Here is a 15,917-nt window from a genome sequence, read left to right as displayed (position 1 = left end):
CCGCCAGCTAAATGCCACCATCAATGAATTATAAAATGTGATGGTAGAGCCCCAGTTGAAGCCAGCAACGGGCTAAAAATGTCTCACCTGCTCAAGTGCGTTGGAGTGTTGGAGTGTTGCCAATTCGCCTTGCAATTGCAGCGCCAGCCCACTGGTACGCTGCACATTGCGACTCACCGCTCCTTCAAACACGCTTGGCCTGGTTTCGACCAGGCTGAACCATCGTTTGGCACGGGTGATGGCGGTGTACAACAGCTCCTTGGTCAACACGGGGTTCAACGCGTCGGGCAACACCAACGCCGTATGGTTGAATTCAGACCCTTGGGACTTGTGCACGGTCATGGCGAAGACCGTCTCGACTTCCACCAGACGACTCGGCATCACGAAACGTATACCGCCGCTACCATCATTCCTTGGAAAAGCTACGCGCAGCATCAGCTCTGCAGAGGGACCAGACACCCATAGGGCGATGCCGATGTCACCATTCATCAAGTTCAGACTGTAGTCATTTCGGGTGACCAGTACTGGCCGCCCTTCGTACCAGCCTTGATCCGCCGACAACAGTTCACAGCGGCTCAATTCAGCGACTACTCGCTGATTTAGCCCCGCAACTCCCCAAGGCCCGCGACGCAGCGCACAGAGCAGACGGAACTTATCAAATGCGCCCAATACTTTGCCAGCCCAACCGGCCCAGAGGGCACTGTCCCAGGGAGTGTCTTTCGCAGGACGCTGGTCTCGTAGCTGCTCAAGGTAATGGCGATAACCAGGCGCATCGCCTTTGCCGTTGATAATCAACTCGGTGAGTGCGGCATCATGCTCGCCTCGCAACTTGAGGTTGAACAGCTGAGGCAATTGCTGATCAAGCAGGCTTCGTGCTTCGTCGGCATTTTTCTCATTGACCAGTTTGGCCAGACGCCCAATGCCCTGCTGGGCGTCGAAGCGTCGGGAGTAGCGCAGCATGACGGTTTGCTGGGCCAGCGGATCGCCAGCACCGACTGCCGTTTGCAACCCCGGAGCGCTGACCGACTCGCCACTGTGGGCCTCCAGCCAGGCCACTGTTTGCTCGCTATAGCCGCCGGCTTCAGCGTTGCGACAAAGGTCGCCCAACACGGAGCCTGCATCCACCGATGCCAGCTGATCCTTGTCACCCAACAGGATCAAGCGCGCCTGCCGAGGCAAGGCATCGAGCAGGCAAGCCATCATTTCCAGGTCAATCATCGACGCTTCATCGACCACCAATACATCCAGCTCCAGTGGCTTATCCCGGTGGTGAATGAAGTTGCGCGAATCCGGTCGACTCCCCAACAGACGGTGTAATGTGGAAACATCCGTCGGGATCGCCTCCTGCACCGGGGCGCTGACCGGCAGCGCACGGACGGCCTTACCAATGGATTCGGACAAGCGTGCTGCTGCCTTGCCGGTGGGGGCGGCGAGACGAATTCGCAGCGGCTTCCCTTCCTCCACGGCCGGTGTTTGCAACAGCCCCAGCAAGCGCACGACCGAGGTGGTCTTGCCGGTGCCGGGGCCGCCGGTGATGACGCTGAAGTTACCTCGTGCCGCCAGAGCACAGGCAATTTTTTGCCAGTCGCTACGGCGTTCACCGTTAACTTCGAAGGTGTCAGGGAACAAGGCATCGAGCCGACTGGAAAGTTTTTCCGGTGTTACCGCGCCCACGCTCAAACGGGCGCTCAGCGCCTGGGCAATGCTGCGTTCATAGTTCCAGTAACGACGCAGGTACAGACGCTGTCCGGTCAACACCAGCGGCCGCTCCGGAAATCGCTGCGGCTCGTCCCGATCCTCCACCATCGTGCTCAAGCATAACGCCCGGCGCCATTGTGCGACATCCAGGCCCAGCAACCATTGCGACGGTGATTGGCCGCTCTCCTCCCCTTCAGGAGGTAACGACAACACAAAGTCAGGCGCTTGCAGGGTAGCGACCAGATCCAGGCAGGTATGGCCGCGACCCAGTTGATAACTGGTCATCGCGGCGGCCAGCAACACACTGGCCTGGGCCTGGGGATCCTGTTCAAGTATGAAGGTGGCGAATGAGCGATCCAGTGCGCGCAACCAGCCTCGGCTCACCCAATTGTCGAGTTGATGCAGCAGCTCGCTGCTGTCGGCATCGCCAACGAACAACGGCGGGTGATCAATGGCGCGCTGGCTGTTGCTCAGCTGCTTAAGGGTCTGGCTCATGCGCTGACCTCCGCGTGTTGGGCCATGAAGAGTTGGTCCAGTTGTTCAATCAACTGCCGTGGCGGTCGTTCGAAATGCACACCATGGGTGGGCGCCTGGTGTCCACGGACGAACAGGTACACCGCCCCGCCCATGTGCTGGTCGTAGTCATAAGCAGGAAGACGCAGCTTGAGCTGACGATGCAACGCCAGCAGGTACAGGCACAGCTGCAGGTCGTAACGCTTGTCCAGCATCGTCGCAACCATCGCCTCGGCGTCGTAGGCCAGGTCGTTGCTGCCCAGCCAGTTGGATTTGTAGTCCGCCACGTAGTAGCGACCTTGATGCTCAAACGTCAGGTCGATGAAGCCTTTGAACATGCCGTTCAACTCGTTGGCAGCCAGTACTGGGCGCGGTGCACCACACAACGTGTATTGACGCACCAGTGCATCGAGGCGCTTAACGTTCACCGACCGGCTGGAAAACCAGAACTCCATCTCCACCTGATAGGTGCTCAGGGTCGAGAGTTTGCATTGGGTACCGTTGAACCGCAGCGGTGCATTTAGATACCTGCCCAGCCAGGCGGACAGTGGCTCGATCCAGGTTTCCCAGTCGCGCAGGTTGCAGCGTCGGGCAACGGTGTTATGGAGGGTGATCGGATCTCCAGCGGTCTTGGCGAAACCTTCGCGACCGGCCCATTCGAACAGTCCATGGAGAAAGGTGCCAGGTCCTGCGCCCCGAGGGAAACCGTGAATCCCGGGGGCCCCTACCGGCAAGGCTTCAGCTTCGTCCTCTTCCTGCAAGTTGGCTTCCAACGCGGTCGCCGGCTCCAGGCAGATACCCGGCTCCGCCCCCATCAGGACATATCCGTCGGCAATGACCAAGGCAGAGTAACTGGCAATCCACCAATTTGCCGCGAGCTTGTGCAAGGGCCGCAAGGCTGGGCCCACCGGTAGTGAAGTGGGTGCCGTGTGGACATTTTCCGATGGTTCTGGCGCTGCGCATACCTCAATGTCAAGGCAGCCACTGGCCAGTGCCTCGACCACGCCGGGCAGACTCTCTGGGGCTATCGGCTTCTCACCCGCCAGCATGTAACCGAGGCCTGCCTTATGCAGATCTGTCGATTTCCCTCCGGTCTTAAATCCCTTGGGCGCTACGCAGATCCAGGTGGCGTAACGGGCTCGGGTCAAGGCAACGTAAAGCAGGCGCATTTCTTCGCCTATGCGCTCATCGTTGGCACACCCTTGTGCCGTCTCGGCCTGTTTACCTTTGGCCAGCTCGATGACCAGATCCATGTTGTCGTGAAACATCGGCGGTGTTGTGCTTTTGCCATCAACCTCCCTTGCGCTACAGGCGAACGGCAGCAGCACCAAGGGGTATTCCAGGCCTTTGGATTTGTGCACGGTGATGACCTTGATCAGGTCCGAATCGCTTTCCAGGCGCAGAATTTCTTCTTCGCTCTGGCCATCCACCTGCTCGGCCAGATGACGGATCAGCGCATGCTCGCCATCGAGTTCGGCGGCGCTGCGCTGCAACCACTCGGCCAAATGCAACAGGTTGGTCAGGCGACGCTCCCCCTGGTCTTCCAGAAGCAAACGGGCCGGGACCTTGAACGTGGCAAGCAGTTTTCGCAGCATCGGCAGCACGCCCTGTTGCTGCCACAACACGCGAAAATCCTTGAACAGCAGAACCTGTTGTTCCCAGAACAGCTCATCCTGATTCAATTGCTCCAGGGTCTGCCATGTCAGCCCGACGCTGCGGGTCGCCATTGCCGCTCGCAACAGCCGATCGCTGGCGGGTTGAGCGCACGCACGCAAGATATACAAAAGGTCCTTGGCCTCTTCGCTTTCAAAGACCGAGTCTCTGTCGGAGAGATAGACGCTGGCCAGTTGCCGATGGACCAGGGCTTTACGGATGGCTTCGGCCTCGTTGCGATTGCGCACCAGAATGGCGATATCGGCGGGCCTCAGAGCAACGAATTCACCGTTGCCCTTCAGTAAACCGGAACGCTGGGTTGCAGCGGGATCAAGCCAGGCCTGAATCGCCGACGCCGAAGCTTCAGCGGCTTTACGCAAGTAGGTGGCGTTATTGATCACACCCTCGGTTTTCAGCTGCCAGAACGTGAGGGCCTTTTGATTCGTACCGATGAGCTGCAGCACATCGTCGCGCCCATTGGCATGGACGCCGATGAACGGTACCGGGTTGTCCTGATCTTGCGTAGCAAACCGAAACGCACCCCGAGGCTGAGCTTCGGCGTAGCGGAAGCAATGGTTTGCCGCCTCGACCATCGCCTTGGTGGAACGATAGTTGGTTCCCAGTGTGTAGTGACGGCCAGCCGTGGCTTGTCGCGCCTGAAGGTAGGTGTAAATATCCGCACCGCGAAAGGAATAGATCGCCTGTTTCGGGTCGCCAATCATGAACAGGCCGCAGTCACCCAAGTTGTCGGGAATGCGGTAAATGGTTTCAAAAATCCGGTACTGAACCGGGTCAGTGTCTTGGAATTCATCGATCAGGGCGACCGGATACTGCTTGCGAATGGTCTCGGCCAGACGCGGGCCCGACGGGCCTTGCAAGGCCCGGTCAAGGCGATTGAGCAGGTCGTCGAAACCGATTTGCGCCCTGCGCACTTTCTCGGCATTGAACGAATATTGCACCTCACGCAGTGCATGCAGCAGCAGTTGCGCGCGCACCTCGGTTTTTGACTCCAGATGATCGACCCACGTATCGATGGCCTGAAAAGCGGGGTGCACGCTGACAACGCCGCCTTTGTTCACACTGAACCGGGTTTGCCCACACTTGCGAACATGAGCACAGGCTTCGTCCCCCAAGCTCCATTTCGCGATTTCACCAAGTAGCTGCTCGAAAGTTTCGGGAGTCTTGGTTGGATAGGATTTTCCGCTCAACTTCGTTCGTACATCACGCAGCAGCGTATTTATCCCGGCGACATCTCGCGACCACTCAGCTCTGGCACGGTCCTCAAGCGCAACACATCGCTGCTCCCAATCGATAGGGGACTGCAGAAGCGCATCCAATCGTGCCGGAGCGCTGATCGATACCCCTGCCTGCCGGAACTCCGCGTCTGCCCGCGATAGCAGAGGACTGAGCGCTTTCTGTAGATCAGTCGGGGTTTTGAAGCAATCGGCCACCACCTTGGAGAGCGCCGGTGACAAGGCATAGAAATGCCGACGCCAATAATCCCTGACCACCTCCGCCAGCAGTTCGCTCTGGTCGGTTTCCAGTGTTTGAGTAAACAGGCTGCCACTGTCGAAGGCGTGCTCACGCAACATCCGATAGCACCAGCCATGAATGGTCGAGACCGCCGCCTCGTCCATCCACTCACCTGCCAGTTGCAACCGGCGCGCGCAATTGGGCCATTCCTGCGGCGGGTAATCGGCACGCAGTTGCTCCAGCAAATTGTCGTGTTGGTGATCAGGCTCCAGGAAGCACAGCGCCGCTTCGGTCAAGCGCGCACGAATACGGTCGCGCAGTTCCTGAGTAGCGGCATCAGTAAAGGTTACGACCAGAATCTGCGGAGGTGTCAGCTGATCCTTGAAGGCGGCCTCGCCTCCATGACCCAGCACAAGGCGCACGTACAACAAAGCGATCGTAAAGGTTTTGCCGGTACCGGCACTCGCTTCAATCAGTCGGCTGCCATGCAAAGGAAAGTCGAGGGGGTTCAGCGTCAGCGGATTCATTGGTCGCTCCCTGCGCGGCTCGAAGAAAGATGATTGAACAGGCCGCCATATAGGCGCTTGGCCCATGAGGTGAAATGACCGGAGGCGCACAGTTGGTCGAAATCCGCGTACGCACGGCGCAAGGCGAAGGAGCTGTCTGCCTCGCCAGAGCGCATATACCCGCCCTCGAACGTCTCGCGGGCCTTTTCGAACGCCGAGTTGTTGTCTTCCCCGCCCTCCTTCGCTTCTTCGAGCCAGGCGAATGCGCTTTTACAGGCGACCGGCAGCGGTTCACGCATGCCCGCCACCCAGGCCTCGAGCAGCGGCTTCAACTGCGTCTGCGCCTCTTGCGAGGCCATTGGCCGGAACACCACGTCCCCATTCAAACTGACCAGAATTGAGATGCAGCCCGGCTCACTCAGCTGCAGCGCCAGATGGCGCACCCAGGGACGAACCAGGTTGTGCCAGCGCCAACTGTCGTCGTTGCACAGCTTCTTGCTGTCCAGCTGCAAGTAGGCACGCTCACCTTGGGCATTGCGGCGAATACCGCCCAGCCAGTCACTCAATCCCGGGGCCGATTCATGAGCGGCCATCGTTGCAGCGGTTTGGCCCTCCTCGACCTCCGGCCACGCCTGCAACTGCACGTGGTAACGCTCGAGCATATCCGGCAGCGGCTCGGCCAAGGCCGATGCGCTCAACGTGCCGAAGCCACCCAACGGCAACTTGCCTTCGCGCAGCAAACGCTGAAGCTGCAGATCAAGCTCAGCCCCGGCGCCTTCAGGCTGATAATCCTCTTCAACCCAACGCTTGAGCGCCTGGCTGAGCCGTTCCTGGTGCTGCCAGTTCTCAAGGCCGTCGAGCTGAAAGGTTTCGTCGTCGCGGCTGGTCAATTCGTCATTGTCGAAGTTGACCTTAAGCCGTTGCTGGAAGAACGCCCCGACGGGGTCGCGCACAAACCCGGCCAGTTGGCGCAGGGTTAAAGGCGTGTCTTGGGCGAGTGCTGGCAACAGGTTTTCCGAAGGCTGCGGATCTGGCGAATCATGCACCTCACGCCATTCGTGAGAGTAAGTGTACAGCCCGTCCGGCCCCGGCTTGTCGGCAAAGTAGGCGGCGCTGAAAGGCTGTAGCGGGTGTTCCTGGGTCAAGGCATGCAGCAATTTGCCAGGCTGCGCCAAGCGCCAGCCGCTGGACAGGTGATCACGCAGTTGCCCGATCAATACCGAAGGTACACGCTCACTGTTGTCGCGGATGTTGCGGCCAACCCAACTGACATACAGCTGTTCCTGGGCCGACAACAAGGCCTCCAGTAACAAGTAGCGATCATCTTCGCGGCGCGAGCGATCGCCGGGACGGTAATCGTTGCGCATAAGGTCGAAATCGACGGGCGACTGTTGGCGCGGATAATCGCCATCGTTCATGCCCAGCAGGCACACCACTTTGAAAGGAATCGCACGCATCGGCATCAACGTGCAGAAGTTCACCGCACCGGCGAGAAAACGTTGCGACAAGCCGCTATCCTCGATGCCGGATAGCCAGGTTTCATGCATCACGCTCAGCGGCAAAGGCTCGTTGAAATGTGCGGACTCACAGGTGTGAAGCCAGTCATCGAGCACTTGGAGCAACTGGTTGACCAGTAGTTCTTCGCCATCCCCCACCGGACGGAAGAACACCTTCAACAGCGATTGCAGGCGCTCGACCCAGAGCACCGGTGTGGCTGGCTGCTGCAGGTCTTCGCGGGCGACTTGCAAGTGATCGAGCAGGGTCAACAAAGGCCCTGCCAATGCCGCCTCCAGCCCGGACACTTCATCGTAAGGCTCGATGCCATTCAGCTCGGGCCCTCGGCCGGCTGCGTAGCCCAGCAGCATGCGGCGCATCCCGAAACGCCAGGTGTTTTGCTCAAGGCCTGCGGGCATGTCCAGGCTCTCGCGATGTTGCGCATTGAGTCCCCAGCGCACACCAGCACCATCGATCCAGCGCTGTAGGATCGGCACATCCGCTTCCTTGATGCCGAAGCGCGCCCGCAGCGCCGGCACATCCAGCAGGTCGAGAATATCGCTGACGGCGAAGCGGCTATGGGGCAGTTTGAGCAAGTGCTCGAGGGCGATCAGCAATGGCTGGCGGCCACGCTGCCCCTGGTCGGCCAGGGTAAAGGGCAGATAACGAGGATCATGACGCGGCACCTGACCGAACACGGCCTCAATATGCGGTGCATACGCATTGATGTCCGGCACCATCACAATCACATCACGCGGGCTTAGCTCAGGATTGGCACTGAAGCGAGCAAGCAACTGATCGTGCAGCACTTCCACTTCACGTTGCGCACTGTGGACCACGTGAAAGCGTACCGAACGATCCTGTGCAACCTCGACAGGGCCCCATACTTCGCGGGTTTCAGCCAAAGGACGCAATTCAAGAATGTCGCTTTGCAATTGACCTAGCAGGCTTGAAGGTGGCTCGTCATTGAACAGGTCGATACGTCCGCCGTTCAGGCCTTCGAATAGGTGTCGATAACTAGTCGGCTCGTCATAGTGGTCGAGCAAATTGATGTAGTCGCGACCTTGCTTACCCCAAGCGGCAAGCAATGGCTGGCCATGTTGGCTCGCCGCCATAGAAGTACTTCTGCTTGGCTGACGGCGATAGACATGGCCCAGCAAGTCCTTGTCAGCAACGATGTCGCCCCAGTGATGGCGACAAGGGTTGTGCACACACAGCAGCACCTGGCTGTAGCGTGAGAGTATGGCCAAGGCTTCGAGAGCCTGCGCCGGCATGGACGAAATGCCAAATACCACTACACGCCGAGGTAAACCATTCGGGGCCTCTCCTGCGTTACGCAGACGTGCGACAAAACGCTTGTGAACGCCGGCACGGCTCTGTTCAAGAGCGCCTTCGCCAACATCCGCCAAAACTTCACGCCACAGCTCCGCTTGCCACAGGTTGTCGGGACCCAGCGGCTTCACACCGCCGTTGACATGCTTTAGCTGATCACGCCCGGCCGCCCAGTCCCCCAGCCAATCGGCGCGGTAGACCTGATACTGATCAAACAGGTCCGCCAGCCGCTCGGAAAGCTGATGGAGCTTGCGCTGATCACCATCCTCCTGAAGAAATCGCCGCAAGCTGCTGAAATTGGTTTTGCTTAGCACTTGAGGTAGCAAGCGCATGAGTCGCCAACTCAGTGCCGCCTTGTCCAGCGGCGAGGACTCTGGCGTGGTCTCGGTCCCCAATACAGACCTGTAGGCCTGCCAAAGGAAACGCGCAGGAAGTTGGACATCGAGTGCTGCTGCGATACCGCAGCCACCATTAACTGGATCGTCGGCCAACGCCAGCTTCAGCCACTGAGCAATGCCGTTGCTGTGTACCAGTACGACTTCATTTTCCAGCGGGGCTAACGGGTAGCGCTGCATCCAATTCACAGCTAGCTCACGCAGATCGTCCAAACGATTTCCGTGAACGATCATGAAGCCCGGCTTCAACGACTCAGCATCCTGCATAACGCTTCCCTCAGTGATATACGCCTAGCCCGCGATACAGAGCTGCAAAAAAAACTCGTCACTGTAATCCGACATGGTTACGACTTGAAACCTGATCGACTGACTGTCGGGAACCCGCCCCTAGAAACAGCCAGTTTTACCCGACCTATAGCTGTGGCTTTAAGTTGTGCTGGATTCGGGCTAGCAAACATCGGCATAGCCACATATGCGAACGCTGTCGAGGAGACACACAGGGCAGCGTGCCCGATCCGGGGTCCGCAGCGCCTTGTCGGCAGGTCGTTCGCCGAGTCCCTCAGGATGCAGATATTCTTTGCTCAGAAGATAGCCTTCGACGCTCAATTCAATCGTGACAGTCCTGTGCGGCGTTTCCCCAATCATCATCCGGCGTTCGTAACCGCAGCTTTCGCACTCGAAATACCTAAGCGCCCTTGTTGTCGGGCTATCGCGCTCCGACAACGCAGCCCGGATTTCGTAAGTTCCATCAGTTTTCATAGCTATGCCCCATCACCAGAGAAGCACCGGCTTGCCGCTCCCCTTGGATCCTGGAAGCACTCGGGACGCGTCCCCAACCAGTTGCTCCTGCAAATTATGGGGTTCGGATCTACCTATCCCTAAGCAGCTCGCCAAGGTTCGCAGCCAGGCCGCACTCCACGATCTTATGTGTTTGAAACGGTAAGCGAGAGCACAGCATGCTGCCGTAATCAGATCACTTTTTGGCCGCAGTATTTTCTTGATTTCTCACGATTGACACTTCATTCGTAAGAGCGAACATTCTTGCGCTCGATGACGACATCATGGGTCGCGCACGATTCGACCCATGCAACAGATGAGCTCGTGACGTTTCTTGGAGCTGCCGCAACGAGCTCCTTACTGTTGAAGGCTCCGGGAAACTCCATCCACAGCAATAGCCAGCTTTCGTTGTCGCACTGTCGCCCGAGACGCTGGTGCGTCAGATGACGATACGCCATTGGTCCGGAGCCTCCTCGCTTGCCGTGCGAGCAAGTCTGATATGCACCGACATGTGTCACCCTCTGGATGCGGCATTAAATTTTCGCTCCGATTAGCTACTTGTACCTGCAGCACTGGCGTTAGCAAGAGACAGAGTTTATTGGACTGCCGGTCGGCTTCTTCTTTTTGGGAATACACCTTTCCCATATGCGTCAACGCTTCGCTGTGCGATATGGTTCAAACGAATGCATGAAGCGAACCTGGAGGCTAGCAGTTTTTTCGTGTCCAGTTGGCCGAAGACAACGCATCGCTCTTAAAGTAACCATCCAGGCTGAAGGTTTCAGCCGAAGGCAGGTATGGAAGCAACTCAACATCCTGGAAACGATGCAACGGCGTCTTTGCTCCAGAATTATACAGCTCCTACTGCAGGGCAAATGAGGCGAACCATTTTATCTGTCTTTCTCCGGAAGCCATCAATAGCATCACCAGACCAGACATAAGCCTTCAGCCATATTGTCAATTCATCATATTGAAACCTCAAACAGCTTTGATCATCTAACCAAGCTGTGGATCTGTTTACTTTCTTGTCACGACTGTAGACTGTCGCAACCAAGCCGACTCTGTAGTTCGCTCCGTCATTTTGCAGTTGGCGCACAGAGTCGAAGTCTGGCTTAGAGAATTGGTAAAGTTTTTTTCGCTCCAACTCGAGTTCGGTTTTGATCTTGTCATCCTCTAGGCTATATGGATGGCTGTGAAAATCACCCATATAAGAAACTTCCGGAAAAAAGCTATCTATAAAACGTTCCTTCAGCTGGTAGGCCTCGTCGTCAAACGTAACCGAATCCTTTGATCTTTTAACGGCGGTTGACGTGTCCGACCAAACCAGACGATATACAGTAGCTAGTCCCAGCACGTCTTTCGTAGCGTACCCCCATAAATGCCCGAAGGTCTCCACGTGAGAACAGGATCCACCATCAGTAACGTGGGCCAATTTATAAGCCTCAAGCGCAGATGTCACCACGTTAAAAAAAACGTGATCGGAAACCGAAACCAAACAATCTTTCATGCTCGCATTCCAAATATCACTCATCAAAAAGCAGGGCACGCATCAAACTGGGATCTCTATCAAGGTCGCCAAAATCATGTGCCATGCATAAAAGGCTCTTCGCGAGCCCTACGTACTCTTCCCATAGATCACAAAGATTATCGACAAGCGCGCCAAGTTGAAGGCTATTTTGTTCGGTCATCTCCTCATGCACAGACCAAACCATGTCTAGAAAATCGGATGAGGACAAGCTGTTCTCTAAACCAACATATACCTCGGCCATTTCATCGTATGCACACCGGCAGTCCTGCCTTAGCTCTGCCAGATAGCTAGCGAAGTCTTCTTCATCGAAATCCGGAAAATTTCCCTTTAGCTCAACGGGGATATCCTTGAGTTTATTGATCGATCTACCCCTGTAATCCTGCTTAATAAGCAGATCAAAGTAATCCGACTGATCGAATTCTCCGTAATCAGAAATCCATCCCGCCTGCACATTCAACCCATAAGCCTCTTCCACTGCCTCCTCATAAGCCGCCATGTCGTTACTCAACGGCGTATTTTTAAAGATGCGCAGGAGTTCCTCATGCTTCGCCTCAAAAGAGTTAACTCTATTTTGATATCTTTTGGATATTTCCTTAATTCGACCAAAGCTCAAAGCCACCCCTCCCTTCACTTACATTTCACTTAGGCGTGCCGCTCCAAGCATTACGGGTTGATCATGTATGACGTATCGTACTGACTGGCTGCTGCGTTCAGTTTTTGCGCAATTGCGTCACGGAGTGACTCGGGACTCTGCACCAAAATGTCGTCGCCCATCGACAAGATCCACCAACGCAGTTGCCAAGTATCACGGACTCCGACCCGGAGCTGGAATCCGTCTGCGGTGGGATTGAGGGTCATGTCTGGTCCCAGGGGTGTTTCTCGGATCAGTCGCGCTAGTCCCTCGGTGACGTGTGCCACCAACTGAATGCTTTCCAGTCGGCCGAAGGACAACGCATCGCTCTTCAAGTAATCATCCAGACTGAACGCATCAGCGCCGGAAGCAGGTACGGCAAGCAACTCAACGTCCTGGAAACGATGCACGGCGTATTGCCTTATGTCCCGATAGGGCTCGGCGGTTCCGATCAGATACGACACTGGACCACGCTGAACAACTGCCAAAGGGTTGAGGATCAATTCTCGAAGCTTGTCGTTGTGTGCAGAGTAGTAGCTACAGCGTACCTGCCTTTCGGTAAGCAATGCTTCATGGAGGCGCTCAATGACGACCTCGGGTATCTGTGGCGAGATTAGGTTCATATTCGGATGTACGCTCGCCACTTTCTCCGGCCAGCGTGCTGCCTGTGTTTCGCTCGCAAGTCTTTCCAGCTTGCATCTGGCATGCCCAAAGCGAGGCTCCAGCGCTCTGAGCATGCTCGACGGGAGAAGCTTACGGATACTCTCCTCCACCAAGACTAGGCTTACGGCTTCGCTTAAGCTAATGCCAGGCAGATCCACACTGGCGCCCGGTGCCCAGTGCCATCCATAAGGGATGCCCTTGTCGTTGCATTGAAGAGGGAACTGGCGGGATAAATCGTTAAGGTCCCGTTCTACGGTGCGCTTGCTGGCTTTGAAACCAGCCGAATCAAGCCTGATAACGAGCTCAGCGCAAGTGATGCCTGGGGCTTTTGAGGGGAGAAGCCGCAGCAGCTCCCATTGCCGGTTCAATGCACTGCGTGTCGAGGCGGAAGGCAAAGCGGGCGACCTTTTGGAATTTACTCTGTGGTAAAGCATGATGCTTTAACTAAATGGTAGCAATTTGACACCATAAAGAGGCTTGCTTCTCAATGCACAAAACCTATCGGCCGGCTGGGGCTGCTCTTTAGTCGGCACTCGGCCAATAGTGCCTTAGCAAGCTCGTTTGCTCGGCTAAAAGGCTTGAACCGTGATCGCCGCGCTACCAATGCGAAATCCCCGGCAGTGAGATTGTTAGCTGCCTGGAGCATTCGCAATGCCGAACCATCCGGATCCTTGAGCTTCTGCAGATCCAAGTGTGATGCGAACAACGTTTCGATTTGCCGCGGTTTTAAATAGCCGAAATGGACTTTAAGATCGAAGCGCCGCATCGATGCCTCGTCTAGATCATGCATGAGATTGGTAGAAGCGATAAACAGGCCACGGTAGCTCTCCATCTGCGTCAGCATCTCGTTAACCGCAGTGATCTCCCAGCTCTGCCGCGCCTTCTTGCGGTCTTGGAGGAAGCTGTCTACCTCATCGAACAGCAAGACGGCTTGTTCGGCATCGGCACTAGCAAACGCTTGGGCAAGGTTCTTTTCCGTCTCCCCTACATAGGGGGTCACCAGATCAGATACGCGCTGAACCATCAGGGGCCGATCGAGCTGTCGAGCCAGCCACAAGCCGAAAGCGGACTTACCGGTGCCAGGCGGGCCATAAAAACACAGTCGGGCTGCGGCATTGCTGTCCAAGCCTTTGACTAGCTCGTCTAGATCGATATCTGTGTTTATCAGACTTGTCGAGTAGAGCTGAGGGAGCGGGCTGGACTCGATACTATCGAGCCTGCGAAAACCTTGAGCCTTGAGCGTGGCGTTTGCGAGTAACCGAACGGTCTCTTCCAACGCCCTGCCACTGCGTGGATGCAGGGTCTGGCCAATGCGCAGCGCCCGGGCAACGACCGCTGGCGTCATGTCCTGGTGCGCAGCGAGGTTCTCAACCATTGCGCTGCTCAGTTTACCTGCGCTGACTTTTCTAATGATGCGCTCACGCTGGGCTCGGGGCGGGTTTGGCAGTTCGATGACCAAATCGAAGCGGCGAATGTATGCGATATCCAGAGCATCAATACTGTTGCTGAGCCAGAAGCAAGGCACGGGGTTTTCCTCCAGCGCTCGGTTGATCCAGCCCTTCTGACTCTTATTGGATTTGGCAAACGGGATAGGCTGAGCCTCGAAGATATCTTCGATTTCGTCCAGCACAACCATCGCGCGCTGGCTCCGCAGTACGCACATCGCAGAGCGCAGCGCACTTAGGCGTTGCCGGGGCATGATAGGGTCACCATCGCTATCGCTGCATGCGACCTCGTACAAAGTGGCACCCATCGCTTCAGCTAGCAGCCGGCTCAGCTGCGTCTTGCCAGTACCCGGTGGGCCGTAAAGCAAAATGTTTACTCCGCTGCGGCGGGACAGCAGAGCCTTGGTGAGATACCGTGTGGCGATGGCCAGCGAAGCGCCGACATGTGGGAAGTCGTTTTCTTGGAGCTCGGCTGGCGGAGCAGGTCGAAAGGCATGTTTAAACAGCTCAGTGGCAGTGCCCGTGCTAAAGCGCAATGCACCCACAAATTCGGGACTGCTAATGGCAAGCCGATGCGACAGAGTGGCGTGAATAGCATTTTCAACGCTGATTTCGACCAAGCCCGAACGCATCAGGCGGCCATCCTTGGATAGATAAGGCTGCAGGCGCTTCTGCGGAACGTCGAGAAGCACAGACAGGCTTTTGAGCATGCGGTTGAAGCCGAGCGCGCCGACTAAGTCTGCGGCATCGCTTAAGATGGGGTCGCTATGCAGCATCACGCAAAAGCCAAGTAGACGCTGATCGATATCATCGAGCCCAATCAGGCTTGCGAGAGCTTTCAGGTTCCGTACCAGGCGATCGGGATAACTCACCACCGGATAGGCTTGATCGAATGCCTTGCGCTCCTTTCGAAGTCGGCGCAGCGCCATGCCGGCATCAAAGTCATCTTCGTCAATAAGATCCTGAAGACCTAGCTCTGCCGCCACGCTATCTTCGTTTAAACCATGCCGTTGGATAAAGTTTCGGCGCCCACCAAGATCTAACAGCATCATGTAGGCCCACTTAATAGATAGCTCGCACGTATCGTCGCTATGCGGGCCATGAGACGAGATGCGTGATTCTGGACGGCGTTTCAGCATGATGCATTCCAATTCCCTTTTGAGAATTGAAGCATGCGCCAAAGGTGCGTCATCTTGTGTCGTACGACTGTCTAAAGGCCAGCCCACCATTGCCGCGCGTAGGTTGACCCGCCTTCCGACCCGCCGCGCACCAGCACACACCTCAACACCTGGCCGAATGGTTGTGCTCTACACGGCGGTTGTCTAGCTGCTTAAGCCTGCTGATTCCGCGGCGGTGCGTCACGATTAAGTATCGTCCTGCTCGGCCCCGAACAGCTTGGCCAACCACGTTAGCTGGCGCTGGGACATGCGGGGGTTGTCCGCCGCCTGGCGCAAGACCTTGCAGATGCTGAAAATGATCGCTGCCAGCGTCTTTCCTCGCCCTTAACTGCTCCACCGATGGGAAGCAGGTCATTGAAGCGGAAGCTCAGGTCGTCGTCGATCAACATGCGGCAGCGCGCCTTATGGGTACCGACCGCCGCCGCTGGCTGGCAGGGTCAAGGTTGAGCGCTTGTACCTGTAAGCTCGGAAACGAGACCCAGCTCACGCATCAGGCTACGCACCTGGACTCAGTCAATCTCAATGCCCTCCAAGCACGTTCTGTAGTGGTCTACTGATTCCGGACACCCATTTAGGGCGAGAATGCTCGCCATAGAGAGGTGTCTGATGACCAAGCAACGTCGTTCCTTTACGC

Annotated in this window: 7 protein-coding genes; all 7 read right to left on the bottom strand. The window is 56.7% G+C overall.

Annotated features, from left to right (window positions below; translation table 11 throughout):
- Positions 1 to 72 precede the first annotated feature (72 nt).
- The 7 genes from recD to EC839_RS22775 all read right to left on the bottom strand — a co-directional run bounded on the left by recD (position 73) and on the right by EC839_RS22775 (position 15,244).
- The gene (recD, locus tag EC839_RS22805; RefSeq protein ID WP_132833173.1) at positions 73 to 2,193 is read right to left on the bottom strand and encodes an exodeoxyribonuclease V subunit alpha; all 2,121 of its coding nucleotides are present in this window, start codon (positions 2,191 to 2,193) and stop codon (positions 73 to 75) included.
- Positions 2,190 to 5,864, bottom strand: a complete 3,675-nt coding sequence (recB, locus tag EC839_RS22800; RefSeq protein WP_132833172.1) for an exodeoxyribonuclease V subunit beta — start codon at positions 5,862 to 5,864, stop codon at positions 2,190 to 2,192. The genes recD and recB overlap by 4 nt, the downstream gene beginning before the upstream one ends.
- On the bottom strand, positions 5,861 to 9,331 hold the full coding sequence (gene recC / locus EC839_RS22795; protein WP_132833171.1) for an exodeoxyribonuclease V subunit gamma: 3,471 nt from the start codon (positions 9,329 to 9,331) through the stop codon (positions 5,861 to 5,863). Before recC ends, recB begins: the two co-directional genes overlap by 4 nt.
- 1,357 nt (positions 9,332 to 10,688) lie before the next feature.
- On the bottom strand, positions 10,689 to 11,345 hold the full coding sequence (locus EC839_RS22790) for a hypothetical protein (protein WP_132833170.1): 657 nt from the start codon (positions 11,343 to 11,345) through the stop codon (positions 10,689 to 10,691).
- Between the two features lie 16 nt (positions 11,346 to 11,361).
- On the bottom strand, positions 11,362 to 11,985 hold the full coding sequence (locus tag EC839_RS22785) for a hypothetical protein (RefSeq protein ID WP_132833169.1): 624 nt from the start codon (positions 11,983 to 11,985) through the stop codon (positions 11,362 to 11,364).
- A 44-nt stretch (positions 11,986 to 12,029) separates the two neighbouring features.
- Positions 12,030 to 13,055, bottom strand: a complete 1,026-nt coding sequence (locus EC839_RS22780) for a YafY family protein (RefSeq protein ID WP_132833168.1) — start codon at positions 13,053 to 13,055, stop codon at positions 12,030 to 12,032.
- Between the two features lie 89 nt (positions 13,056 to 13,144).
- Positions 13,145 to 15,244, bottom strand: a complete 2,100-nt coding sequence (locus EC839_RS22775; RefSeq protein ID WP_132833167.1) for an AAA family ATPase — start codon at positions 15,242 to 15,244, stop codon at positions 13,145 to 13,147.
- Between the last annotated feature and the right edge of the window lie 673 nt (positions 15,245 to 15,917).

This window comes from Pseudomonas sp. JUb52 (assembly GCF_004341115.1).
In the GTDB taxonomy this organism is placed as follows: Bacteria; Pseudomonadota; Gammaproteobacteria; order Pseudomonadales; family Pseudomonadaceae; genus Chryseomonas; species Chryseomonas oryzihabitans.
Note: the sequence above shows the minus strand (reverse complement) of the source record. Positions and strands in the feature narration are given on the sequence as shown.